This is a genomic window from Acidisoma silvae (genome assembly GCF_020618775.1).
In the GTDB taxonomy this organism is placed as follows: Bacteria; Pseudomonadota; Alphaproteobacteria; order Acetobacterales; family Acetobacteraceae; genus Acidisoma; species Acidisoma silvae.
The window spans coordinates 20,194-41,485 of record NZ_JAESVB010000015.1; the positions used below are offsets into that span (position 1 = coordinate 20,194).

General features: G+C 60.3%; 30 protein-coding genes and 1 tRNA gene. 9 read left to right on the forward strand and 22 right to left on the reverse strand.

Features of this window, described 5'->3' with window-relative positions:
- Positions 1-57: 57 nt before the first annotated feature.
- Together polA and ASILVAE211_RS20510 are read right to left on the reverse strand one after the other, a co-directional pair.
- Positions 58-2,859 carry a DNA polymerase I gene (gene polA, locus ASILVAE211_RS20505; RefSeq protein WP_227323231.1) on the reverse strand — a complete coding sequence of 934 codons (2,802 nt, stop codon included), beginning with the start codon at positions 2,857-2,859 and terminating at the stop codon, positions 58-60.
- Between the two features lie 24 nt (positions 2,860-2,883).
- Positions 2,884-3,087 carry a zinc-finger domain-containing protein gene (locus tag ASILVAE211_RS20510; RefSeq protein ID WP_227323232.1) on the reverse strand — a complete coding sequence of 68 codons (204 nt, stop codon included), beginning with the start codon at positions 3,085-3,087 and terminating at the stop codon, positions 2,884-2,886.
- Between the two features lie 46 nt (positions 3,088-3,133).
- Here ASILVAE211_RS20510 and ASILVAE211_RS20515 point away from each other — a divergent pair, with 46 nt between their 5' ends.
- From ASILVAE211_RS20515 to ASILVAE211_RS26510, 4 genes are all read left to right on the forward strand, one after another.
- The gene (locus tag ASILVAE211_RS20515) at positions 3,134-4,138 is read left to right on the forward strand and encodes an alpha/beta fold hydrolase (protein WP_227323233.1); all 1,005 of its coding nucleotides are present in this window, start codon (positions 3,134-3,136) and stop codon (positions 4,136-4,138) included.
- Between the two features lie 52 nt (positions 4,139-4,190).
- Positions 4,191-4,267, forward strand: a tRNA-Arg gene (locus ASILVAE211_RS20520).
- A gap of 319 nt (positions 4,268-4,586) precedes the next feature.
- Positions 4,587-5,216, forward strand: a complete 630-nt coding sequence (locus ASILVAE211_RS20525; RefSeq protein ID WP_227323234.1) for a glutathione S-transferase family protein — start codon at positions 4,587-4,589, stop codon at positions 5,214-5,216.
- Between the two features lie 813 nt (positions 5,217-6,029).
- Positions 6,030-6,200, forward strand: coding sequence for an Rmf/CrpP family protein (locus ASILVAE211_RS26510; protein ID WP_406566083.1), 171 nt, complete (start codon positions 6,030-6,032; stop codon positions 6,198-6,200).
- A gap of 279 nt (positions 6,201-6,479) precedes the next feature.
- Here ASILVAE211_RS26510 and ASILVAE211_RS20530 read toward each other — a convergent pair whose 3' ends face one another.
- Positions 6,480-6,665: a hypothetical protein gene (locus ASILVAE211_RS20530; protein WP_227323235.1), complete on the reverse strand. Its 186-nt coding sequence runs from the start codon at positions 6,663-6,665 to the stop codon at positions 6,480-6,482.
- Between the two features lie 355 nt (positions 6,666-7,020).
- On the opposite strand from ASILVAE211_RS20530, the gene ASILVAE211_RS20535 reads away from it, so the two are divergent.
- Positions 7,021-7,806 carry a bestrophin-like domain gene (locus ASILVAE211_RS20535; RefSeq protein ID WP_227323236.1) on the forward strand — a complete coding sequence of 262 codons (786 nt, stop codon included), beginning with the start codon at positions 7,021-7,023 and terminating at the stop codon, positions 7,804-7,806.
- A gap of 34 nt (positions 7,807-7,840) precedes the next feature.
- On the opposite strand, the gene ASILVAE211_RS20540 is transcribed toward ASILVAE211_RS20535, so the two are convergent.
- A complete protein-coding gene (locus ASILVAE211_RS20540) occupies positions 7,841-8,044 on the reverse strand; it encodes a cold-shock protein (RefSeq protein WP_227323237.1) in 204 nt (67 codons plus the stop codon).
- Positions 8,045-8,234: 190 nt separating this feature from the next.
- On the opposite strand from ASILVAE211_RS20540, the gene ASILVAE211_RS26515 reads away from it, so the two are divergent.
- The 3 genes from ASILVAE211_RS26515 to ASILVAE211_RS20555 all read left to right on the forward strand — a co-directional run bounded on the left by ASILVAE211_RS26515 (position 8,235) and on the right by ASILVAE211_RS20555 (position 10,450).
- Positions 8,235-8,681, forward strand: a complete 447-nt coding sequence (locus tag ASILVAE211_RS26515) for a TIR domain-containing protein (RefSeq protein WP_227323312.1) — start codon at positions 8,235-8,237, stop codon at positions 8,679-8,681.
- Positions 8,682-8,691: 10 nt separating this feature from the next.
- Complete coding sequence (locus ASILVAE211_RS20550) at positions 8,692-9,558, forward strand: DUF4231 domain-containing protein (RefSeq protein WP_227323238.1); 867 nt, start codon at positions 8,692-8,694, stop codon at positions 9,556-9,558.
- 211 nt (positions 9,559-9,769) lie between these two features.
- Positions 9,770-10,450, forward strand: coding sequence for a hypothetical protein (locus ASILVAE211_RS20555; RefSeq protein ID WP_227323239.1), 681 nt, complete (start codon positions 9,770-9,772; stop codon positions 10,448-10,450).
- A gap of 173 nt (positions 10,451-10,623) precedes the next feature.
- Here ASILVAE211_RS20555 and ASILVAE211_RS20560 read toward each other — a convergent pair whose 3' ends face one another.
- The 6 genes from ASILVAE211_RS20560 to ASILVAE211_RS20585 form a co-directional block, all read right to left on the reverse strand.
- A complete protein-coding gene (locus ASILVAE211_RS20560; RefSeq protein WP_227323240.1) occupies positions 10,624-11,082 on the reverse strand; it encodes an HAD domain-containing protein in 459 nt (152 codons plus the stop codon).
- Positions 11,083-11,176: 94 nt separating this feature from the next.
- Positions 11,177-12,097: a hypothetical protein gene (locus tag ASILVAE211_RS20565; RefSeq protein WP_227323241.1), complete on the reverse strand. Its 921-nt coding sequence runs from the start codon at positions 12,095-12,097 to the stop codon at positions 11,177-11,179.
- A 2-nt stretch (positions 12,098-12,099) separates the two neighbouring features.
- A complete protein-coding gene (locus ASILVAE211_RS20570) occupies positions 12,100-12,297 on the reverse strand; it encodes a hypothetical protein (protein ID WP_227323242.1) in 198 nt (65 codons plus the stop codon).
- 21 nt (positions 12,298-12,318) lie between these two features.
- Positions 12,319-12,564: a hypothetical protein gene (locus ASILVAE211_RS20575; protein ID WP_227323243.1), complete on the reverse strand. Its 246-nt coding sequence runs from the start codon at positions 12,562-12,564 to the stop codon at positions 12,319-12,321.
- A gap of 180 nt (positions 12,565-12,744) precedes the next feature.
- Entirely contained in the window at positions 12,745-13,170 is a 426-nt protein-coding gene (locus ASILVAE211_RS20580; protein ID WP_227323244.1) for a hypothetical protein, read from the reverse strand.
- On the reverse strand, positions 13,167-13,697 hold the full coding sequence (locus tag ASILVAE211_RS20585; RefSeq protein WP_227323245.1) for a hypothetical protein: 531 nt from the start codon (positions 13,695-13,697) through the stop codon (positions 13,167-13,169). Before ASILVAE211_RS20585 ends, ASILVAE211_RS20580 begins: the two co-directional genes overlap by 4 nt.
- A gap of 253 nt (positions 13,698-13,950) precedes the next feature.
- Between ASILVAE211_RS20585 and ASILVAE211_RS20590 the strand changes: the two genes are divergently transcribed.
- Positions 13,951-14,115 carry a hypothetical protein gene (locus ASILVAE211_RS20590; protein ID WP_227323246.1) on the forward strand — a complete coding sequence of 55 codons (165 nt, stop codon included), beginning with the start codon at positions 13,951-13,953 and terminating at the stop codon, positions 14,113-14,115.
- Positions 14,116-15,056: 941 nt separating this feature from the next.
- Here ASILVAE211_RS20590 and ASILVAE211_RS20595 read toward each other — a convergent pair.
- The 12 genes from ASILVAE211_RS20595 to ASILVAE211_RS20650 form a co-directional block, all read right to left on the reverse strand.
- Positions 15,057-16,562: a primase-helicase family protein gene (locus tag ASILVAE211_RS20595; RefSeq protein WP_227323247.1), complete on the reverse strand. Its 1,506-nt coding sequence runs from the start codon at positions 16,560-16,562 to the stop codon at positions 15,057-15,059.
- The gene (locus ASILVAE211_RS20600; protein WP_227323248.1) at positions 16,562-17,557 is read right to left on the reverse strand and encodes a hypothetical protein; all 996 of its coding nucleotides are present in this window, start codon (positions 17,555-17,557) and stop codon (positions 16,562-16,564) included. Before ASILVAE211_RS20600 ends, ASILVAE211_RS20595 begins: the two co-directional genes overlap by 1 nt.
- Positions 17,550-17,828 (reverse strand): hypothetical protein, encoded by a 279-nt coding sequence (locus ASILVAE211_RS20605; RefSeq protein ID WP_227323249.1) that lies wholly within the window; start codon positions 17,826-17,828, stop codon positions 17,550-17,552. Before ASILVAE211_RS20605 ends, ASILVAE211_RS20600 begins: the two co-directional genes overlap by 8 nt.
- Positions 17,825-18,022, reverse strand: a complete 198-nt coding sequence (locus tag ASILVAE211_RS20610) for a hypothetical protein (protein ID WP_227323250.1) — start codon at positions 18,020-18,022, stop codon at positions 17,825-17,827. The genes ASILVAE211_RS20605 and ASILVAE211_RS20610 overlap by 4 nt, the downstream gene beginning before the upstream one ends.
- Positions 18,023-18,148: 126 nt before the next feature.
- On the reverse strand, positions 18,149-18,415 hold the full coding sequence (locus ASILVAE211_RS20615) for a DNA-binding protein (protein ID WP_227323251.1): 267 nt from the start codon (positions 18,413-18,415) through the stop codon (positions 18,149-18,151).
- Positions 18,416-18,533: 118 nt separating this feature from the next.
- Positions 18,534-19,475, reverse strand: a complete 942-nt coding sequence (locus tag ASILVAE211_RS20620) for a hypothetical protein (RefSeq protein WP_227323252.1) — start codon at positions 19,473-19,475, stop codon at positions 18,534-18,536.
- On the reverse strand, positions 19,472-19,729 hold the full coding sequence (locus ASILVAE211_RS20625) for a hypothetical protein (protein ID WP_227323253.1): 258 nt from the start codon (positions 19,727-19,729) through the stop codon (positions 19,472-19,474). Before ASILVAE211_RS20625 ends, ASILVAE211_RS20620 begins: the two co-directional genes overlap by 4 nt.
- Positions 19,726-20,091 (reverse strand): hypothetical protein, encoded by a 366-nt coding sequence (locus ASILVAE211_RS20630; RefSeq protein ID WP_227323254.1) that lies wholly within the window; start codon positions 20,089-20,091, stop codon positions 19,726-19,728. Before ASILVAE211_RS20630 ends, ASILVAE211_RS20625 begins: the two co-directional genes overlap by 4 nt.
- Positions 20,088-20,372 (reverse strand): hypothetical protein, encoded by a 285-nt coding sequence (locus ASILVAE211_RS20635; RefSeq protein ID WP_227323255.1) that lies wholly within the window; start codon positions 20,370-20,372, stop codon positions 20,088-20,090. Before ASILVAE211_RS20635 ends, ASILVAE211_RS20630 begins: the two co-directional genes overlap by 4 nt.
- The gene (locus ASILVAE211_RS20640; protein ID WP_227323256.1) at positions 20,369-20,590 is read right to left on the reverse strand and encodes a hypothetical protein; all 222 of its coding nucleotides are present in this window, start codon (positions 20,588-20,590) and stop codon (positions 20,369-20,371) included. The genes ASILVAE211_RS20635 and ASILVAE211_RS20640 overlap by 4 nt, the downstream gene beginning before the upstream one ends.
- A complete protein-coding gene (locus tag ASILVAE211_RS20645; protein ID WP_227323257.1) occupies positions 20,587-20,934 on the reverse strand; it encodes a hypothetical protein in 348 nt (115 codons plus the stop codon). Before ASILVAE211_RS20645 ends, ASILVAE211_RS20640 begins: the two co-directional genes overlap by 4 nt.
- Positions 20,931-21,155: a hypothetical protein gene (locus ASILVAE211_RS20650; protein ID WP_227323258.1), complete on the reverse strand. Its 225-nt coding sequence runs from the start codon at positions 21,153-21,155 to the stop codon at positions 20,931-20,933. The genes ASILVAE211_RS20645 and ASILVAE211_RS20650 overlap by 4 nt, the downstream gene beginning before the upstream one ends.
- Between the last annotated feature and the right edge of the window lie 137 nt (positions 21,156-21,292).

Consider the following 21,292-nt stretch of genomic DNA (forward strand, 5'->3'; position numbering starts at 1 on the left):
CAAAATCGCCCGACGAGTCCATTTCATTTTTACGAGGCAACGAAAAGCGGTTTGAGATTAGTGCGCCTCGGCCCAGCTTGCGCCGATACCGGTTTCCACCACCAAGGGCACGCTCAGTTCCGCCGCGTTCTGCATCACGTCCTGGATGACGGCGGCCGTTGCCTGAGCCTCGGATTCCGGCGTTTCAAACATCAACTCATCGTGAACCTGTAGCAGCATGCGTGCCGCAAGCCCGGCATCGCGCAGCGCCGCCGGCAGCTTGACCATGGCGCGCTTGATGATATCGGCCCCGCCCCCCTGCAAGGGCGCATTGATGGCCTGACGCTCGGCATAGGCCCGGCGCGCGCCGTTTTTGTCGGCAATGCCCGGAATCCAGCAGCGGCGGCCGAAGGGCGTCAGCACGAAACCATTCGCCCGCGCCTCCTCCTTGGTGCTTTCCATATAGTCGCGGATGCCGGGATAGCGCTCGAAATAGGCCTCGATATAGCGCTTGGCCTGGCCCGGCTCGATCTGCAACTGGCGCGCCAGGCCGAAGGCGCTGATGCCGTAGATGATGCCGAAATTGATGGCTTTGGCGCGGCGGCGGGTCAGCGGGTCCATCCCCGCCATCGGCACGCCGAAAACCTCCGACGCCGTACGGGCGTGAATATCCTCGCCATTGCGGAAGCTTTCGCGCAGCACCGGCAGATCGGCGACATGGGCCAGCAGGCGCAGCTCGATCTGCGAATAGTCGGCGCTGACCAGCAGATGCCCGGGCTCGGACACGAAGGCGCGGCGGATGCGCCCGCCCTCCTCCGTGCGGATGGGGATATTCTGCAAGTTGGGTTCGGTGGAGGACAGCCGGCCCGTGGTGGTGGCAGCCATAGCGAAGCGCGTATGCACGCGCCTGGTTACCGGATCGATCTCCTCGACCAGCGCATCGGTATAGGTCGATTTCAGCTTGGCCAATTGCCGCCACTGCAACAGGCGTTCGGGCAGAGCGTGACCCTGCTCCGCCAAGTCCTGCAAGACGGAGGCATCGGTGCCCCAGGCGCCGGTCTTGCTGCGCTTGCCACCGGGCAGCTTCATTTCATCGAACAGGATTTCGCCCAGCTGCTTGGGGCTGCCGAGATTGAAGGGCCGCCCGGCCAGCTTGTGGATTTCCACTTCCTGCGTCGCCATGCGCTCGGCGAAATCGGCCGAGAGGCGGCGCAGTTCATTGGCATCGACCGAGACGCCCTCCTGCTCCATGGCGAGCAGAATAGGCACCAGCCGCCGTTCCATCAGCTCATAAAGCGACAGCGATTTCGTCTGCCGCAGGCCGGGCCTGAGCGCGTGCCACAGGCGCAGCGTGAGGTCGGCGTCTTCCGCCGCATAGGCCGTGGCCTGTTCCAACGGCACGGCGGCGAAGGTCAGGCGCCCGCGCCCGGTGCCGGTCGCCCCCTCGAAGCCGATGGGCGTATGGCCCAGATGCAGTGCAGAGAGTTCGGCCACCGAATGGCCGTGCCGCCCGGCATCCTGGGCGTAGGAAATCAGCATCGTGTCGTCCAGCGGCGCCGTGCCGGCCGGAACGCCGGCGCGTTCCAGCACAGCCAGATCGAATTTCGCGTTATGGAAAACCTTCAGCACGCCAGGGTCGGCCAGCACCGGCAGCAGCGCGGCGATGGCGTCTTCCGGGTCCAGCCCTGGCCCCGCCAGCAGATCCTGGCCGAAAGGCACATAGACCGCCCGGCCGGGGCCGCTGGCCAATGCGATGCCGACCAGGGCGGCGCGAATAGCCTCCACCCCGTCCGTCTCGACGCCGATGGCGATGATGCCGCCTTGGGTCGCTTCCGCCAGGAAGGCGGTCAGCGCTTCCCGCGTGCTGACCGCCTGATAGGGACCGAAGGCGGCCTTGGCCGCCTCGCCGTCCGGCGCCGTGGCGGCTTCGGGCTGCGGCGCCGGCGCGCCGAAGGGCGCGCTGCGATCGCCGGGGGCTGCCGCCTGCGGACGCGCGGCTGTCTTGCCGGCTTCCATGCCCAGGCGGGTCGCGATGGAGCGGAACCCCTGCTCCATCAGGAAGGGCAGCAGCTTTTCGGCCTCCCAGTCCCGCGCGCCGAGTTCGGCCACCGGCTGCGGCAAAGGCACGGAAGCGGAGAGTTCCACCAGTTTGCGGGAAATGCGCGCGGCCTCGGCATGTTCCACCAGGGCGTCGCGCCGCTTGGAGGCCTTCATGTCGCCCAGTGCGGCGGCCAGAATGGCTTCCAGCGAGCCGTATTCGGCCATCAGCGCTGCTGCCGTCTTGGGGCCGATGCCCGGCACGCCCGGCACGTTATCGACCGAATCGCCGATCAGCGCCTGCACGTCGATGACGCGGTCCGGCGTGACGCCGAATTTCTCCATGACTTCCGCCGCCCCGATGGGCTTCTGCTTCATCGGGTCCAACATATCGACGCCGTCGCCGATGAGCTGCATCAGATCCTTGTCGGAGGAGACGATGGTGCAGCGGCCACCCAGGCGCCGCACTTCGGCGGCATAGGAGGCGATAAGGTCATCGGCCTCCCAGTCATCCAGCTCGATGCCCGGCACGCCGAAGGCGGCGGTCGCCTGCCGCACGAGCGCGAATTGCGGGATGAGGTCATCCGGCGCGGGCGGGCGATGGGCCTTGTAATCGGGATAGAGCCGGTTGCGGAAGGTAAGCCGCCCGGCATCGAAAATGACCGCGAAATGCGTGCCGACATGATCCTTCAGCAGCCGCGCCAGCATATTGGTGAAGCCGTAAACGGCATTGACCTGCGTACCGTCCGGCCGGTTCATCGGCGGAATGGCGTGATAGGCGCGGAAGATGAAGCCCGATCCGTCAATCAGGATCAGATGCAGCTTTGAGTCGGCATCGCTCATGGTCTTTCTATCCCGGAACGCGGCTCAATGCCCCTCGGCGACGGCATCGTCGCTCAGCAGGAAGAGGCGCGAGCAATAGGGGCAGACCGCCTGGGCGGGGCCGCCGAGATGCTGCGGCAGGCGCAGAAAGACCTTGGGGTGGCCAAGCTGGCCAACGGTTCCCTCGCAGCTGACCACATGGGTGTGGACCTGCTCGACCTCGACCGGCTTCAACATCGTCTGGCTCATCTCTTTTCCCCTTTGGCGCAGGATGGCCCGATGATAGCCATGCCGGGTGCGTCGAACCATCCCCCCTGCCCTGATCCTTGGCCTCGCCGTGATGCTGGCCGCCTGCGCCACGCCGCATCGGCAGGCCGCCATGCCCCCGGTGCCGCCGGTGGTGACGGACGGCGTCTTCACCATGGCCGATGGCGCGCACTTGCCCTTTCGCGAATGGTGGCCGCTGGGCAAGCCCGCGATCGTCGTGCTGGCTCTGCACGGCATCGACGACAGCCGTGACGCCTGGGAGGTGCCGGGCCCGCTGCTGGCCGCCCAGGGCATCGCCGTCATCGCACCGGACGAGCGCGGATTCGGCGCGACGCCGGGTCGGGGCTATTGGCCCGGCACGGCGCAGATGCTGAGCGACGCGCGGGCCATGGCGCTGACGGTGCGGCAGCAAAACCCGGGCGCGAAGCTCTATCTGATGGGCGAGAGCATGGGTGGCGCCGTGCTGCTGGCGCTGGCCGCCAGCCCCGACGCCCCACAGGTCGACGGCTATGTTTTCTCCTCCCCCGCCGTCTGGGGCCGCCGCCAGATGAATATTCTCTACCGCTCGGTGCTTTGGCTGGCGGATAGCACGGTGCCGAATATGCGCCTGACCGGCGGCGGCACCGGCGTGGTCCCGACGGATAACGAAACCGCCTGGGATCGCCTGTCGCGTGACCCGCTGACGGTGACGGATACGCGGGTCGCGACCGTGAAGGGATTGGTGGACCTGATGGATCAGGCCCTGGCCGGCGCCGGGCATATCAGCGCGCCGGCGCTGTTCCTGTATGGCGGGCATGACGAGCTGGTGCCGAAGCCGGCCATGGCGGCGGCCTGGCGCGCGGCGGCGGCCAGCGGTGACGCCGCGGTGACCCTGGCTTTCTACCCGAAAGGCTATCACCTGCTGCAGCGCGACCATGAAGGCCCGACCGTGACGGCCGATATCGCCCATTGGCTGCGGGATCCGGCAGCCCCCCTGCCCTCCGGCGCGGACGCACGGGCGCGGGACTGGATTGCGGGCCAGCCCGCCTCCTGACCCCTTTTCACGCCAGCCCGATCCGGCTAAGAGGGCTGCACGCCCATGGCATGGACCCGTAGCTCAGCTGGATAGAGCGTTGCCCTCCGAAGGCAAAGGTCGCGCGTTCGAATCGCGCCGGGTCCGCCAAGGAAATCAGATAGTTACGAGATTTTCTGCTTGTTACCTGGGAAGCTCTAGGTAGCAGATAGGTAACAAGACCGTAGATCCCCCAAGTTTGCTGTAAGACACCGCCCTCTCGCGGCGGTGGCCGCAGCTGCCTGATGCGCGGACTATTCCGGTCGCTAGCCGTTCTGGGACGGTCATCGATCTGGCCTGACACCAGAGTCAAATAGGCTCACGCAAACGCAATTCGCCGAAGCATAGGACTGTGCCACCTTAGCAGCAGTCTTTGGCTGTTTGCGTCGACCGTCGGTAGTCAGAGAGCCCACAAACCATCGAGGCGAAAATGACCAGCAAAATCACACTTTGGGGCTTCAGCGGTTCCACCTATGTCCGCACCATCCGCATGCTGCTCGCCGAAAAGGGCGTCTCCGATTATGAGCAGATCCCGGTCAATGTGCTGAAGGGCGAGCCTAAGAAGCCTGAACATCTGGCGATCCACCCCTTCGGCAAGGTGCCGGTCGTGGAGGTCGACTGGTTCCGCGTTCTCGAAACGGCCGCTATCGGACGTTATCTGAACACGGTTCTGCCCGGCCCGTCCCTGGTGCCGGCATCCGCCAAAGACACGGCGCGGATGGATATGCTGACGAATATCATCGATTCCTATGCCTATGGGCCACTGCTGACCGCCGTAGGCTATCACCTGTTCCCGGATTTCATCGGCGGCCAGAACGAGGAGACGCATCACGCGGCGCTTGAGAAGGGCCATCTGGCCGTGCGTGAGATCGGGCGGATCAAAGGGGATTCGCCCTGGCTTGCGGGGGACAGCCTCAGCCTCGCCGATCTCTATCTCGCGCCAATCATGGCCTATATGGCGTTGACGCCGCATAAGGCGGAATTCTTGGATGCTGAGCCCCTCAAGGCGTGGTGGGGCGCTGTTTCAACACTCGAAAGCTTCAAAGCGACCGCGCCGTAAGACCACCTGGCTAAAGCGCCCCGCCCATACTCGGGGCACCTTAGTCTGGCTCCGCAAAAGGTGGGACGTCGACCAGCGACCCGATTAGGCGGAACAGCGCCTGATGTTCGGGGCCGCCTGCCCCCGCTCGTAAAAAATCCCCAAGCTCGATGTGAGACAGTTGGCCGCCTGACGGTCCATTGGGCTGGTGGATGATAAATGCGCGCCCGTCAGCAGGTTCACGGCCCAAATACCAGGTGTCGCCCTGTGGGCTGCGGTAAAGCTCTCGCCGGTTAGACATCGGTCGCCTCCATATTGCAGTTGAGACCGTAACACAGAGGCATCTGCGGCTTAATTTCCCCGCTATGCCAGAAAGATCATGCCGAAAGCGTTTGTTGCTAAATGCTGCAATGCAACATCAGGTAGGTCCTGCCGCGGCGGCGATTGCTTCATGAGTCGCCGGCTCATCCCTAGCACAGGCGCGTTGCAGCACATCGCTGCCTGTCCGCGGCGCCTCCTGATGCTACCCGGCTCATTGCGGTAGATCGCAATTACGTGACCATACTGTGAGCACCCCGGTTGCTACCAGCTTTGGCGGAAATCCGGTCAATGCCGTGGGGAGCGCCGCGGACGGGGCGTTAACTGTCAGGTTTCCTCCCGTGCCCAAAACGGTGGGCCATCGGCTTACGTAGCCAATGGCACTGCCGCGGCTAGGGACAGATGGGCATGATCGAGAAAGAGGCTGACCCGAAGAGCAATTCCTGGCCAGAAGTTGATTAGATTTCTTGGACCGGGATACCGACGTGCCCCCTGTTACAGGAGGATGTCGCGGCCATGAACAACGATAGTGACGCCGATCTTAAGATCCGGACGGAAGGCCGAAAGGCCTATGAGGATGGCCAACCCGTAACTGCTTGCCCTTATCCCGCGGATTCCCCTTCAAGCTACCAATGGAAAAGCGGCTGGATGCAGCCGAGCCCAACCGCTCCTGAAGACGCTAGCTGATCCGCGCGCGTAATTGGGCCAGAGATCATGGCTTATTCGTCAGATCGACCTGAGGACAGCCTTAGCAAAGAGGCTGTCGCAAGTGCCTTGGAGGACATTCCTCCCGAAAAGCGAATGGAATGGCTGGCGGAAGTCGAAGCCCGGGCCAGAGAGCACGGTGCCCAAAAGGTCCTCGATGCCATTCGAGATTGGCGGCTGGAGCAGGTGATCGGAGGGCCAGGAACCCCTTTTTCAACCGGCTGAGGCGGCTCCCAGATCCACGCCATGCCGCCTGGCAACCTACTTAACCGAAGCTTCACGCGCGGCAGTGATCCAGCCATCTTCCCATGCGTTGCGAGCAAGGGGATTGTCTTTGCGGTAAGGGTTTTCTGTCAAAGACAGGCCCTTATCAAAGGCGTCCTGTCCTTCGACAAATACAACCGTTGCTACAAGCCTGCGCGATATAAAAGGCGGGGGAATTTTCACGAGAAATGCCTTTATTCCCTAAGCGTTGCTGAGAACGCTCAAGCCCGTTTTGCGGGTCAGGAATAGGGATCGCGGCGCGGCATGTTTCCCTAATGCACCTATCGTAGCGCGAATTGGCGGCAGGTCACCAGCCGATAGGTCAAGTTACTTGCGGACCGGGGCAGCTTGTACGGAGCACCCGCGTCCCAGGCGGTCTAACACCCGGGACCGGCGCTTACAAAAGTCAGTGGCGCCTGAGGGTAAAGCGTATCGGGCGTTGCTAGCGCGCTCTATTCATTGTCTTTCGCGGCGTTGACGACGGGCATGTCCTGGACCACGTTTGGCGCGACACCCGATCCCAGAAAGCTTTCCGGCTATGGTCCTGCACTCGCCTTTAATCGCACTGATCATCATGGTCGTCATCTTCGGCAGTGCCATGATCGGCATGCTGATGTCGCGCGTTTTGCCGGAAGCGCATTTGAGTGCGGAGACCAAGGCGGTCGTCACCGCATCCATGGCGGTGGTCGGCACCATGTCGGCTTTGGTCATCGGGCTTTTGGTCTCCACAGCCAACACGTCCTTCACCGCGCGCAATGCCAATGTGGCGGACTTGTCGATCGATATCGTGAAGATGGACAATATTCTGCATCGCTACGGCCCGGCAGCCGACCCGATCCGGCAGGATTTGAAGACCTATGCGGCGATGACCATGGGCGATCTTTTCGCGAAACAGCGCCGCAACAGAACGGTCGAAAACGCCGCCACGAATGATGTGTTGAGCCAGATACAGGACAGCGTCATCGCGCTGAAGCCCACCGACGCCCGCCAGACCTGGCTCGCGGCCCAGGCGCTGCAAGCGTCAACCGACATCAGTTCCGCCCGCTGGCTGTTGGTGGCGGAGGAGATGAGTGCGTTTCAGGCGCCCTTCCTGGGCGCGGTTCTGCTTTGGCTTATTGTTCTGTTCCTCAGCTACGGGCTTTTCGCGCCCCGCAATCTGACGGCGATCATTGCCATGGCGCTCTGTGCTTTCGCGGTCGCGGCGGCCCTGAAGCTGATGCTGGATATGGAAGCGCCGTTTGAGGGCGGTATCACATTGTCGAGCCCGCCTATTCGTCTTTCCGCCGATCCGTTGCAGCATGCCTTGGACCTATTGGGGAAGTAAGGGTCGGTGAGGACGGCCCTTGCGGCCATCGCGACTAGATGGCCTTGAGGTTGCCTGCCGATTCCTTGCCCCGGTCCTTCACGATGTCGTAGCTAATTTTCTGGTTCTCATCGAGACCGCGCATCCCGGCCTGCTGGACCGCTGAGATATGCACGAACACGTCCTTGCCACCGTCCTGCGGCTGGATGAAACCAAAACCCTTCGTGGCGTTGAACCACTTAACTGTACCGATCGCCATCACATTTTTCCTAGTAGACAACTAAAACTTAAGCCACTCGCATTGTGCGAGGCGCGAAAGCTCAGGCTTTATGTGTGAAGCGTCAAGATGCTTCCACAAGCCTCACCCACAATCTGCTTTTTTGAGCCAGCCCTCGCCTTAGCCTCAAATAGGGCTAGCTGACTCTGTCGGGTTTTAGTCCAAAATGGTTATGCGACTAACCGAGTCGGATAGAAAGGAGCCAGCGGTGCCGTATCTTCACAACTATCGTCTCTTCGTTAGCCATGCCTGGGGCTATAGCGAGCGATACCTGAGAGCAGTTCAATTCCTTAACAATGCGCCAAATCTGAGTTGGAGCAATTATTCGGTTCCTGTCGATGGTGCGTACCCTAGAATGAGCAACAGTGCTTTGAAAGATGCTCTCAGGAACCAGATCAGGCCCGTCCAATGTGTCGTCGTCGTTTCTGGCATGTACATAAACCACAGCGACTGGATTCAATTCGAAATGGAGTATGCAAAATCGCTGGGAAAACCAATTCTAGGCATAAGGCGTTGGGGCGCTCAGAGAACACCAGAGCAGGTCATTTCTTATGCCGACGAAATGGTTAATTGGAACTCCGCCTCGATCGTAGAGGCTATCCGACGCCTCGTTCCGTGAGCACAAAAATATGTTCGACTATCCTGCTCTGTATGATACCGCAAGTAAACTCTCCTCTAATTCTCAGGTAAACTATCTCCGCTTGATATTTGGGGAATATCTGCTTTTATTTATCGCTGCTGTTTTTTCGATGGAGCTAAATGATTCGCGCTTATATTACGGCGTGTATGCGTTCGTTTTTCTCGGATCATTTGTAGTTCTTATCACCCGGAGTTGGCTCAAGCCAGAACAAGATTGGTATAAAGGGCGCGCGCTAGCAGAGTCGATAAAGACTTCTTGTTGGCGCTATTGCATGCGTGCCGAACCATTCGCAGACGCGCATTCAGTCTTAATTCCGAGATCAGAATTCCGAAACTATCTCAGGGCGATTTTGGAAAGCAATCGGCATATTGGAGATCGATTACCTCCCGACAAAGCTGCGGCTGATCAAATTACTCAGACGATGGAAGTCACTAGAAGTCTGAGCTTAGAAGAAAGAAAGAGCGTCTATCAAAAGCACCGGATTGCAGAACAACGGAAATGGTATGCTAAAAAAGCTTCCGCAAACAAGTCCGCAAGTAAACGATGGTTTTTTGTTGCGGGTTGCGCCTATGCAATAGCTCTAGGACTCGTCATATTTAGAATCGTATACAATTCAGTGGATGTATGGCCCATTGAACCCGTAATTGTGGTTGCATCAAGCATCATTGGTTGGACACAGGTCAAGAAGTTCAATGAACTCGCCTCTTCTTATACGCTCACGGCCCATGAAATAGGAATACTACAAGGAAAAATTGATGAGGTTACAGATGAAACTAGCCTCTCAAGTTTTATAAATGAATCGGAACAAGCTTTTTCCCGAGAGCATACGCAATGGGTCGCCAGGCAAACAAGTTAGTCAATTTCAACTTAAAATTTGCGTAGGCAGGGGATCAGGGTCGCGCTCACAAAGCTGCAGCGTCAGCCATATCCGCCTCCATCCTGTAAACGTCCAGCCCCGCCGCTAAGACGGCCACGCCTTCGAGCCCCCACCGATCGCGGGCATCTCTAACGCATAATGCACGGCCGGGATGAGACTGCCAGGCACTTTGCAAAAAGTTGGGAAAGCCATGAAGAAGCCAGCGCACCACCTTGCGCCAGACGACGCAAAGAGCCTTCTGGAAGAAGTTTTGCCGCCATTCTATGAGCTGATTGGTAGGATCGCGAGTATATGGGCAGCACTTGAGCATCGCATTGACCAGCTAATTTGGGATCTAATGGATGTCGAACAGACTCTCGGGGCTTGCTTAACGACTCAGTTGAATGGACCGCAGGTTCGCATAAGATGTCTCAAGGCGCTTCTGGAGGCTCGCGGCTGGCCTCAAGCGAAGCTTACTGAGCTCAACAAATTTGGAAGTGACATGCAAGTCGTGCAGGAGGAGCGCAATCGTGCCGTCCATGATGTGATGCTGGTAGGCACGCAATCGAGGCGGCCCTTCAATCGTCGTGTGGCAACGATTGCGAATAAGATAGTCTTCGAAACCAAACAGCTTTCGATTGAAGATCTTAAAATGACTGTTGAAGAATCTATGGCACTCTTAGAAAGGTTTGGTCAGTTTCAGACGCAGGTGCGTACTGCTGTTCCGATAGCATCCGACGAAAGATTGCGGAAACTACTATGGCGTGAAGGCCCTCCGGATGAGGTGCGACTAAATCTAGATAGTAACCTTTCAGCTCGTCGACGCCAGCTTCAATCACTGGCTGCGAAAGAGATATTTCCCAAACGTCGGCGCAAGAATAAAACGACATAGCTAAAGCTCCAAAATTTCTTGTATCAGATCAAGTTGACCAACAAATCTGTGGGCTTGCGACGTCCTGCAGTAGATTGCGCCGTCGTCTCAGCCCCCTCAACCCCACCCGCCATCGGCATCGCGGTCACCGTCTTCACCCTGGCCGTGACGCCTGGGCTGGATTGGCGCTGCCTTCAGGCCCTGAGCACGTCCAACGCACGAGCCAAGTCGCGCGCCTGTAGCCCCACTCTGAAGTCCGTATTCACGAGCCTGTGCGCATGCGTCGATAGCTCATGGGGCCAATCGTCGAGCAGGACATAGGGCGGCGAGCCATTCCGTGACAGCCATCGGCTAATCTCCGAGCCACGGTCGGGACCGTCAGTGTCCGTGCACCAATCATCGTGGAATGCCGGACCAATGCCGGCTTCTAGCAATCGCTGCCGGCAATTAGGGTCCATTCGCCAGCTGCTTGAGACGACAATCTGCGCTGCAACACGCGACACCAGTCGATTGAGATTGGCGACCGCCGCCCGCGAAAAGCCGCGCTGCCCTTTGATCAGATTCGGATAGCGATTTCCTGACCGGAAAACGCGATGCATCTCACGGATTGTCAGCACGCCATCGATGTCTAGAAAGATGATCGGCGTCATCATGCAAATTCCAACTTGCCGCGCAGGGAACGCCCGGCCGGTGCAATGGTGTAGGCGATGCCCCCGAAAACGAAAGTGGTCTTGGTGGCGCCGCCCATCAACCAACGCTCCCAATATTGCCGGTCCAGGAATTCGGCTGCGCCTTCGGTCGGGCGGCTTCAGCTGCAGCGCGCCGGCGCTCGTTTTCGATTTCAGTCCTGCGAGCCCGCTCGATCGAATCCTTGCTCTGATAAGTCGGCTGCTCGTGAACCCGCGGGGGAGGAGTGGGCTCGCGATAATCCTGGTGCGCGGCCAGGCGCCGGCGGAGTTCAGCGTAGGACTGCATAGCACCAGCCAGGGCTGCGGCCTCTGGCGCATCTTGCCAAGCCTGCGCCAAGTCGATCGGAGTGCCGTCGTCCCCGACGGAGCGGGATCCGGCGATAAGAGGCTGCTCGCCCCAAACCGCGGACGGCAGTCGGACTTCCTCCAGCAACCCGACCATCGATCGGCCGCTGCCCAGGCCGTAGGTCGCCGCGTGCAGCTTTAGCAAAACCGCCAGCAGCGGCTTTGCCGCCTCGCGCAATTCGGTGCCCAGAACCGCGATGAGCTGCTGCCCGTAGGCTTGGGCTTCGATCTGGAACAGGGTCCGGTCTCCAGCGAGGCGGCCATCGATCTCACGGGCCTTCTCGGCAAGAGCAACCCTCAGGCGCGCGATACGGGCCACCTTCTGCGCCGCCTCGTCGTGCGCGCGGCGGGCGGCATCGACCTTCGGTTCCAAGGTCTTGAGCACAGCCAAATCGGTCTCCAGGGCCGCAGCTAGGTCGAGTTCTGTCAGTGCAGCGCTTGCCTGCTCCAGTTCGGCAGCGGCCGTGCTCTGCTCAGCGAGGTTTCGGGCAATGGCGTCGTCCACCGCGCGGCGCGCGTCTAGCGTGCCCGTCACCGCGGCCATCGCAGCCCGCATCTCGGCGGGCAGGTCGACGGAGGAGGTCATCGTTTCGACGGCACGATCCGGCTTAACCTGTCGGTTGAGAATGCCCATGCTTAAATCCCCCGCGATTTGCGCATGTGGGCCACCATCCGATTGACAGTCGGGGTTGCCTTGCTCTCTGCGGTCTCACGGCTGGCGCGCATATGACCGACCATCCGGTCAATTTCTGCGGTTCCCAGAACGGCGACGCGCATCTCCGTGACCTGTTCGGAGCTGGCGTTCGCGAGGTGGCTAAAATCTAAATCCGGCATGACGTTTATTTCTTTCGGGGGTCAGGATAGGGGCGGGGAATTGCTGCGCGCGGTCTCGACGGCATCGAGCCGTTCAAGCGTCAGATGAAGTCGATCCATTTCGGCATCAGATGCGGCAATCATTTCGTCGGTCTCGTCCTGCAGAAGCAGAGAGGCGCGATGATCCAGCGCCTTGTTCAGCGCTTCGGTCACGGCCTGGCGCTCGACATCAAGCCAGAAATTCGCTGCATCGTCGGGAAGGGCCAGCAATTCGGATACGCGCATCATCACAATCCTCCAATGAGACTGGTATGACACGATGTCTGCGCAATTTATCGCTCAATTTATTGCGCAACCGGGCGGCTATATTACGCTGGCTGCGGCGGCGTGGATGGGGACACGCACGCGGGAGAAGTTACCTCTCGCCCGCGCACTATGATCCGGTCTCGAATCCGGCCCGCAGCGCTCTCAATTCCCGCTCCGGCGGCCTTCGAGAATGTTCTCGATCTGGCGCGCCTTCAGAAAGCTTCCATCGCCGATCTTGTAGATCCGATGTAGGGCGGTTTTCAGCAAGTCGCTTCCCGGTGGCAGCTCCGGCGAGTGGGAGAAGGTTTTCCATTCCCAGCTGTCGCGGTAGCCACCCAGTTTCGCGGCGAGCCGCTTGGCCCGGAAAGACGAGGTCAACCGGGACGGTGCGCCCTCGATGGCATCGAGCACCTCGGACGCCGCACGGTAGGCAGCATCCCGGCGATCGAACCGGTGCTGGCCCTGGCGGCGCTGCATCCAGGCGGGCATGTGCTTCCAGACCTTTGCAGCGTCGGCTGGAGCAAGTTTCGCCAAGATCGTAGCGATCTCGTCTGCCGGGGTCGGCGGTGGGCTTGTGGGCTGGCTCAAAGAACAGCGGCCTCCGCCTCGAAGTCCGCCCAGGTGCCGCTGCTGGCATTGGGCCAGGGCGCAGTAAAAAGCGGGTGCTCAGCCCAGGAGCCACAGCCAGGCGGCGCAGGGACGTCCTTCAGGCAGTCGACGGCTCCCTGGCGCGCAGCGGCCAGCCAAGCCGCGCAGATGCCTTGGGCGGCTTCCTTCGGAATGCCTTGGCGCAGGAGAATGACCGCAAGATCCATGGCCCAGGCGTCGGCTGCGATGGCGAAGGTGGTCGCTTCAATCGGTGCGACAAATGCGGACAGTTTGGTGCGGACAGGTTTCAATTTCTCGGAAGTGTCCGCAGGCCGGTCGGCGCGCCCTTGGCGGCGGGCGGATGATCGCCAGCCGGTGCCCACGAATGTCGGGTCGATGCTGCCATCGGGAAACTTCGTTATCGCGCCACGATCTACGTGACGTCGAACCAGTCTTTCGCTGCAGCCGTCTCGGCGCGCGAACTCCCGAATGGAAATTCCTTCTACTTTTGACTGCGGACGCTTCATGAGTGCGGACACCTAAAATGGGGTTCAGCTAGTTTTGCATCGGGCTCGCGCAATGCCCGCGATGAAAAGAGGGGCTTCCAGGGACCCGTTACCCCCCCCCGGGGGCTGCGGGGCGGTCGGGGGTGGGGGTGACCTTCGGCCGGCACCTACCCCGCGAGACCGTGACGCGGCTCGCGCATCGGTGACCGCTTTTGCAATCAGCCTGACATGAATGTCTGTTATTAGGGTCACTCACAGACCCTAGGAGCCCGACATGAGCGAGTTTCAAGCCTCGTCGCTGGCGCATTTCGACGATAAAGGCGAACCGACCGACACTGCCGCAAAAGCAGACAAACTGACGGACCTGTTTGCCGTTGCTGACCATGCGTTCGAACACGTCAACGGCCCCGATGAAGTCGCCAGCGTCGTGGGCGAGTGACCTTATCCCAACAGCCGCCCCGAACGAAGCTGGCCGCCTTCTTTCAAAAACGCTGGGATATCCTGTTTGCAGCCGTAATCGGGTCGGATTTTGTCCTGCATTGGTGGCTGTCGCGCTGGTGACGGTCATCGCGGCCACCTCGCCGCCTGCAGTGTCATTCGTCACCACCGCGATGCATCCCGGCTTCGCCGGCTGGGGTCTTGCAGGCACCGACACCGTGGCTCCAAAGACACACCCTTCAAAATCGACAGAAAATCGCCGTTTCTCAGCATTAAGAACGATTGAAGATGTGCGTCTTTTGGGTGATGGCTGCCCTGCTTGCAACCTATTGGGTAGATCGAATGGACTTCGTTCACACCTGTCCTCATTGCTCTGATCCCCTGTGGGTCATGATGAGCGGGCCGCACCTTGTGTCGTCAGACGTGCTGGTCTGCGTCTCATGTGACTTCTTGAAGTCCGTTGGTGAGCCGAAAGAGCAAACACCTGCCCTCCCCGCATTCATGATGCCGGCCCCAGAACAAGCCGAAGCGTTCGTCGCGTAAATACGATCTGCGGTCCGGATCAGCCCCGGCACCATCCGACTGTTCGGGATCGTCTGACGTGTCGCCAGTCCGGCTTCGCGTTGAATGGCGTCGCGTTCGTCGGCTTCGTAGCTGGCCAAGTCTACGTTGGATGTGAATGAGCCTAGGCGCTGCTCTGGGTGGTCTGTGTTCAAAATATACCCAGGTCATGAAATTTGCTGATTATATCTATACCGGTCTGGGTGGTCTGGGTGGAAATAGAACCATACGTGTAAAAACACCGTCGTGATGAGATGGGGGTAAATCGATGTTCAGCGATTTGTCGAAAAACACCCCGTCCACCAAGACCACCCAGACCGCACGTTGAAATCATTGAAGATTTTTCCAACGAACCCAGACCATGGTCTGGGCTCAGACCGGTCATTCTGCGGCCTCTGGAAACATCTCGTCAGTTCCCCATGTCACTTCCAGTTTCGTTGCCTCGCAGAATGCTGCTCTCGCATCCCCGAGATTGCCTGTCTTGTAGCTAAAGGGTCGTGTCATCTCGATCGGCTTGGCAGTCCTCGCAGAGCCCCCGAACGCATTCGTCTCATCGACGATGTGCTCGCCGCCAAAACCCTTGCGCGGCCGAACGGGATTGCCGCCCATCCGGCGCATGAAGTGCCCGAATTGCTCTCGGGTCATCGGACGTCGCTCGTGCCGTTCTTTGGCGAACTCGGCGTAGCTGGCGAAAAGCAGCTCGGTCGAAATGACATCATGCCACTGAGCAAAGTGCTTCTCCAGGCCGAGGCGCGACCGAAAGACATAACCGCGGGCTAGGCAGTCTTGCCACCAGGCCTCGGGTATTGGCAGGCTGAGCTTGCGCTGCTGCTGGAGGCCTTCAGTGACCGGCACGGCGCGGACGTTGAAGTGCGTGAGATCCAGCGCGAGCAGATCATGAAGCATGGCACCATAACCGCCAGCTTCCATTTGCGCCCAGATCGCGGCGAAATACTCGTGGTTGTTCTTGGCGGCATCGACCACCTCAAGCACGAAGAACCGTCGTGCATCCAGCGATGCCGGCACCACCCATTCCTCATTCGAAGCCATCATCAGATGCAGGAAGTTGGGCATCTGGACAGCATTTTGAAACTTCGCCTCGACCGTCAGATAGGGCTCGGTGATGATCGACTTCAGCACACCCACATGCGCGCGATCGCCCGCGAAGAACGCCTCATCCGCAAAGAGCATGATGGCGTCGCGGAGGTGGCCATTAAAGTTTCCGGTGAGATGCTTTGCGTTGCTAATGGCGATGCCGTGCTGACCCATGATCTTGAGGAGCGCTTTGGCGAGCGTGCCCTTTCCGGTGCCTTCACCGCCCTTCATCACAACAGCGACTTCGCCCTGCTCGGCTGGGCGCTGCACCATGCGGGCCATCCAACCCATGAGGTAATCGAAATGCCCGCGGTCACCGTCGCAGATGATTTGGTGAATATGTGACCGCAGCAGAGACCAATCGCCTAGCGCCGGCGTAATAGCGAAACCTTCCCAGAGGTTGAGCACACCGGCTTCGGATTTCGTGGTCGTAGGATCGAAGGTCACGCCATCGATGAACTGGCGGCGTTCGGGATGGTTGAGCCAGATATTCGCTACGGTCTTGTAGACAGGCCGCTTCTGATCATCGACCCCGGTCTCGACCTTCTCATTCAAATAGAGCGTCTGGAGATCGCGCGATGAAAGACGATCAATACGGCGGCGCTTCAGCAGCGGGTCGTAAGCAGTCTGGAAGATGACGGCTTTTCCGCCCTCGTTGACGAGACTGTATTTCTTGTTCAGACGCTTCACCACAGCAAGGGTTTCTGCGTCACAGTCTTTAGGCGCGGCTGGAGCGCCAGCCTTTTTGACGAAGTCTGCGACGTCTTCGGGATCTGAGAAAATGGCGTCCATCAGGCGACCCCTTCCGGCAACGGCGTGCTGGAAGCATGATCCAGAGCCCAGGCAACAAGCCGCTCGCCTTCACGCCGTGGCTTCCCTGCCTGCTCCAGTGCCGAGATCATGACGGCTTCGACGTCGCTGCGGGCCAGCAACCCCGCGTCTACGAGGCGCGCCAAGCTCATAGTCTGAGACCGGCACGTCGGGTGCCGGCTGGCGACAGGGGCGTTGATCACACGGCTGGCTGCGTTTCTCAGCGCAGCCATCGCATACTTACTGGCTGCAAGGCTGTTCGTTTCCGGCAGCGGCTTGGGCGCAGGGCGCGGCGGTGGCGCCAGGGCCTCGGGGGGCGGCACCTCGACTATCTCAGCGCCGGGCAACATCACCAGCCGCTCAGAAATGTGATCAGTCATTCCCTGCGCAAAGACAGGCGCCGCAGTAAAGATCGGCTGTGCGGCGCCGAAGATGGCCGGGTCTGCCGGATGACCTTTGAGCCACTGCTTCAACTCCATCCCCGTCGTGTGCCGGCTGAGCCAGAACCAGAGCCGAAGGCGGATACCGGTCTTGATGCCATGCCCAGCAGTCGCTTGAGCTACGCAGCCGGCACCGTGGAAAGCATTCGGCAGCCGGGAAATGGCGATACGGGCGCATGCCTCAATGTCTGCGGCAACCACGGCGTCAGGCCGGTCGATCCCTTCCATGTCCAACGCCAGCCAGCGGCGCGGCACGTCCCTGAGCGTCGGGACTTCCCCTGTATCTGCATCAGGGTAGACGCGGCGCACGATGCGCTTGACCACAGGCCCATCGATCAGTTCTCCGCGGACGACGCAGCAGCGTGGAGCCGAGATCAAGCGGGCCAGAATTGCCCGCAGCGCTTCGATGTCAGAGATCGGGAACGTCCAGGCGTCATAGGTCTTCGTGTTATCATATGGCACAATTGCGTCCTGAGTGATCAGCTTCGCCAGGCGCAGGGTCGCCGCGCAGCGTAAGACGGTGATAAAATCACTCAATTGGCGCCTCCACCTTCGGTTCGGTCAGGCGGTCGCTTTTGGAAATCTGCCCAGCTGCGAAATGGGCAGCGCTGAGAAAAACGCCAATCCCATCATCGCCATGCTTGTCGACCAGAATTTCTGCGATCAAATGCATCATCAGCGGAAGCGCAAACCCATTTGCGTCATCGGCATCGGTCTGGCGCAGAAGCGCCTCGACCTGCCGGGTTGCCCGTTCCACCAGAGTGCGGCAGTGCGTCACCTGCGCGGCGCGATTGATCGTTCCGCTCATGCGCGCGCCTCCCGCAGAGCGGCCGCACGCCAGGCCAGCTGCTCGGCACGAGCGACGTGCCCGTGGGCAAGCTCCGCATCCGCCAACCGATCAAGCTCGGCCGGGCTATAGTCACGCTCCAAATTCGGACGAATGAAGCGCGGATTAGCGAACGGATCGGACTTCTTGAAGGCGGAATAACTATCAAATGACATCGGTCGACCTCATCGAGGGCGCCAAAGATCTTGATCCCCGGGGACACATCCGCTACATCAGGCGTGTGGTCGTCTGATGCCTATGAATGTGCCGCCGCTAGGGAGTCGTGACCCTGGCGGCGGTTTCTAGTTGCAGCTCGTGTTGTGCTTCGGCGCGCTCAGCTTCGAATGCGCCCAGGCCAGCAAATCCTCCCGGCGATACAGCGGGCGCTTCCCAAAATGCTGAAACGTCGGGCCACCGCCACGAGTGGCAATCGTCGCCAGCGTCGCGGGCTTCGTCTGAAATCCCAAATCCGTCAGAAATTTCGCCGCCTCGTCACGCGTCAGGCGCGCGTCGGGATTGGCCGGAATAACGACCGTCTTCTCCATTTCGATGTTCTCTACGATGTGCATCTACATCCCCTGTTGCGATTTATTTCGCGTTGCAGGGGCAAGATGAATGTTGGTTATTGAGAAAGCGAGTTCTCAAGTTCTAATTGAGTTCCAATTAGAACTTTAGAAGATTAGAACTCTAGTCCCGCCTCAATCTGCCGGCGGCTAACCTGTAGAAGTTCTTGTAGGTATAGCCCCGAGGGGCATCTTTGATTTCTAGATGTCGCATCACGGCGCTATGCGCTTCCGTCACGTCCCTGAAGGTCGTGCCACTTGCCAGCAGTTCCTCTAACGCAGCCAGCATACGGTGGCTTGGCGCCTTCAGTTCATTGCCGGCAGTGGGCACCAATGCAGAGCTCATGACTGCCGCCGCGCTCCGAAGCATGAAACCGCGAAGAGGCGGCATCACCGCCGCGGAGTCGGCCGCGCTCTCACCCTGGCGGGCATTGACGTGAAAACTGTCATCTCCCCACCACGCTTGCCCAATAGCGATCGGCGTCCTTGTAAGGTCATTTGGCGCTATGCCCGTACAAAGGAACTCGCCCGCTCGCAGCTTCTCGCATAATGCCGCCATGAGGAGATCTCGCCGGAGTGCTGCGAGCCGCCATGCGGCAAAGTCCGGCGGCTCGATCACAGGATCGGATGCTTCAAAATCTAGATCGATCGGTTTCAGCTTGGCCATCCGCACCGCTAGAGGCAGCCGCCCCGGATGGTTCGCTAGCCACAGATGATCCAATACCGGTCGAAGGTAATCGGCGGCCCGCGTGTGAACATAATCGGCACCTTCGTGCAGAGCGCAGACTGATCGGAGCGTGAAGTGGGCAGGCAGAAATATGCCTACCTCTCGTGCCCGCCTGGCTGCCGGGCGGAGTAGAGCGGAAAAAATGACGCGCTCGACATAAGCCGCGAAGCTTTCCGAAGAACCTTCAGGTTCTGGAAGCGTAGGCAGCGACCATTCCGTGCTGGGCGTGGCTTCGTCGTCGTCGGCCATCACTCGATTGCGCTTAGAGCGCACCCCATAGTTTTGCCATGGCATGATGACGCATGCTGGCGTTTGATGGAAGGAGACGGCGGCACTCACGACCGCGCCTCCTTCTCCAGCCCGACCAGCACGGCCTCCAGCCGCCGAGTCACATCCTGATCATTGATACAGGTTGCTACTTGGAACCCCAGCAGGGCCTCGGCTGGTGCAACGCCAGAGAATACGTTTCGGAACATAGTCCGGGCCGGCCGCCAGTGGTCACGGTGCAGGCTTAGGAAGACGGCCCACGCCTCCCGCTCAGCCGGCGTGACGGGCCGCATTGTGTCGATGAAACAAGCGACGAGCCGGGTCATGGCCGCTTCTCCGCGATATCCCGCGCCAGGGACCAAGCGATTGCCACGTCAGGGTGATCGGGCGGCCCTTCCTCTGGTGCGCCGTCACAGGTCTCCCAGAGGGCAAGCCAAGCCTTCGCCTTCAGGCCCTCAGGCGTCCTAGCGGGCAGGTTTGCGACGGCTGTTCGAATGGCCCAGCAGCGGTCCACGAACTCGAATGTCTCCGCTCGGATGGTATTCCTCACCTGTTCCCAGTCAGCGTCGGCGCAGAGTTCTTCCCGGCGCCACAAGACATCCATCTGCTTTCGCAGCCGGCGAAACCGGGCGACAAGCTCGAGCAGGCGAGCATCGGCGCGGCGGGGGGATTTGCGGTGCCGGGTCATGGCCGGTCTCCGAACCGGATCTCGCATCCGTCCTGCGGCCCGTTGACGATCGGCCATCCGTCAGGCTCGGTATCGCAATGGTCCTCCTCCCGGTCGTAACTGTCCTCGGCATCGTCATCGGCGCCGATCCCAGATTCGGGCCACGGTATCGCGCTTGCCAACGGCGCGTCATCGCCGGCGGCGCAGCAGTCTCCCTCCGGCTCAAGGTCCGTATCGCCGTCGATGGCGTTAAGCTCATCGATCGCACGCTGGATCAGCTCTTCGGCTTCTGCGCGGGTCATATCCGCACCTCCAGCATCGAGCCGCCGTTGATCATCGCATTGATGATTTCGTTAATCTCGCCGGCATCATGTTCGAGTGTTTCAATCACGCCGAGCACTGGACCGTCGTCCTCGATCTCACGGTCTTCCAAAAGCTCCCGAAGCGCGCTGGAAAGCGCAGATACCTTCCAGGTCCGCTTTTGCAGAGTGGCCAAGTCCTCATGCTGATATCTGCTCATGGCCGATCTCCCGCGCGCAAAACCGCCTCTCCGAACTCCCACAAAAAACCGTTGCAGATACCGTTACGCTCGCCGCGCTTAATCATGCCTTCAACGGCCCAAGCCAGAAGGTAACAATGGCCGCGCTCCCGCATCGTCTTGATGGCAACCTGCCCAAGATGACGACCTAAAATGCAGTCGTGCTCGTAGTTGCCGGTTGAAATAGGCGTCCACCAGTCACGGCCAGATCCAGGAGGATCGAGGTTTCTGACAAATGGCAGAAATGCGAATGGATGTTCGACGGTGTCGGTGTCGGGTCTTCTTGCGGGAGGTTTCCTCCCGCGCGGGGGCTTCGCGGCGGTCATATCGCGCCCCCACTCATCACGAGGGACGCTGACAGCCCAGTGACGACGCCGGGCGTGAAGACGGCGGCGAGGAGAAGGCTATCGATTAGCCATAGGCCGGTCATGAGGCTGGCCTCGCCCGTCCGATGGGCGAGGCATTCGGATCTTCTGGGCGGGGGTGTCTCCGCGCCGGTGGCGGTGGCGGTTAATCTTCTGGGCGTGGTATAGGCGCGGTCAGCCATATCCGTCTTCCTTCAGAGAAGCGGGTTGCGGTTAGGCTGGGCGAGGTGTTCCACCACCTCGTCCAGCCGTCATTCCTTGCGGAACGGCACTATTGGTGACATACTTGCCATTATCCGCGCAAGGAAAAAGTCACCAT

Bases quoted from the DNA above. Each gene is read 5' to 3' on its own strand.
- polA (WP_227323231.1), bottom strand. From the start codon at position 2,859: ATGAGCGATGCCGACTCAAAGCTGCATCTGATCCTGATTGACGGATCG.
- ASILVAE211_RS20510 (WP_227323232.1), bottom strand. From the start codon at position 3,087: ATGAGCCAGACGATGTTGAAGCCGGTCGAGGTCGAGCAGGTCCACACC.
- ASILVAE211_RS20525 (WP_227323234.1), top strand. From the start codon at position 4,587: ATGACCAGCAAAATCACACTTTGGGGCTTCAGCGGTTCCACCTATGTC.
- ASILVAE211_RS26510 (WP_406566083.1), top strand. From the start codon at position 6,030: ATGAACAACGATAGTGACGCCGATCTTAAGATCCGGACGGAAGGCCGA.
- ASILVAE211_RS20535 (WP_227323236.1), top strand. From the start codon at position 7,021: ATGGTCCTGCACTCGCCTTTAATCGCACTGATCATCATGGTCGTCATC.
- ASILVAE211_RS20540 (WP_227323237.1), bottom strand. From the start codon at position 8,044: ATGGCGATCGGTACAGTTAAGTGGTTCAACGCCACGAAGGGTTTTGGT.
- ASILVAE211_RS26515 (WP_227323312.1), top strand. From the start codon at position 8,235: ATGCGACTAACCGAGTCGGATAGAAAGGAGCCAGCGGTGCCGTATCTT.
- ASILVAE211_RS20550 (WP_227323238.1), top strand. From the start codon at position 8,692: ATGTTCGACTATCCTGCTCTGTATGATACCGCAAGTAAACTCTCCTCT.
- ASILVAE211_RS20555 (WP_227323239.1), top strand. From the start codon at position 9,770: ATGAAGAAGCCAGCGCACCACCTTGCGCCAGACGACGCAAAGAGCCTT.
- ASILVAE211_RS20560 (WP_227323240.1), bottom strand. From the start codon at position 11,082: ATGATGACGCCGATCATCTTTCTAGACATCGATGGCGTGCTGACAATC.
- ASILVAE211_RS20565 (WP_227323241.1), bottom strand. From the start codon at position 12,097: ATGGGCATTCTCAACCGACAGGTTAAGCCGGATCGTGCCGTCGAAACG.
- ASILVAE211_RS20570 (WP_227323242.1), bottom strand. From the start codon at position 12,297: ATGCCGGATTTAGATTTTAGCCACCTCGCGAACGCCAGCTCCGAACAG.
- ASILVAE211_RS20575 (WP_227323243.1), bottom strand. From the start codon at position 12,564: ATGATGCGCGTATCCGAATTGCTGGCCCTTCCCGACGATGCAGCGAAT.
- ASILVAE211_RS20585 (WP_227323245.1), bottom strand. From the start codon at position 13,697: ATGAAGCGTCCGCAGTCAAAAGTAGAAGGAATTTCCATTCGGGAGTTC.
- ASILVAE211_RS20590 (WP_227323246.1), top strand. From the start codon at position 13,951: ATGAGCGAGTTTCAAGCCTCGTCGCTGGCGCATTTCGACGATAAAGGC.
- ASILVAE211_RS20595 (WP_227323247.1), bottom strand. From the start codon at position 16,562: ATGGACGCCATTTTCTCAGATCCCGAAGACGTCGCAGACTTCGTCAAA.
- ASILVAE211_RS20605 (WP_227323249.1), bottom strand. From the start codon at position 17,828: ATGAGCGGAACGATCAATCGCGCCGCGCAGGTGACGCACTGCCGCACT.
- ASILVAE211_RS20610 (WP_227323250.1), bottom strand. From the start codon at position 18,022: ATGTCATTTGATAGTTATTCCGCCTTCAAGAAGTCCGATCCGTTCGCT.
- ASILVAE211_RS20615 (WP_227323251.1), bottom strand. From the start codon at position 18,415: ATGCACATCGTAGAGAACATCGAAATGGAGAAGACGGTCGTTATTCCG.
- ASILVAE211_RS20625 (WP_227323253.1), bottom strand. From the start codon at position 19,729: ATGACCCGGCTCGTCGCTTGTTTCATCGACACAATGCGGCCCGTCACG.
- ASILVAE211_RS20630 (WP_227323254.1), bottom strand. From the start codon at position 20,091: ATGACCCGGCACCGCAAATCCCCCCGCCGCGCCGATGCTCGCCTGCTC.
- ASILVAE211_RS20635 (WP_227323255.1), bottom strand. From the start codon at position 20,372: ATGACCCGCGCAGAAGCCGAAGAGCTGATCCAGCGTGCGATCGATGAG.
- ASILVAE211_RS20640 (WP_227323256.1), bottom strand. From the start codon at position 20,590: ATGAGCAGATATCAGCATGAGGACTTGGCCACTCTGCAAAAGCGGACC.
- ASILVAE211_RS20645 (WP_227323257.1), bottom strand. From the start codon at position 20,934: ATGACCGCCGCGAAGCCCCCGCGCGGGAGGAAACCTCCCGCAAGAAGA.
- ASILVAE211_RS20650 (WP_227323258.1), bottom strand. From the start codon at position 21,155: ATGGCTGACCGCGCCTATACCACGCCCAGAAGATTAACCGCCACCGCC.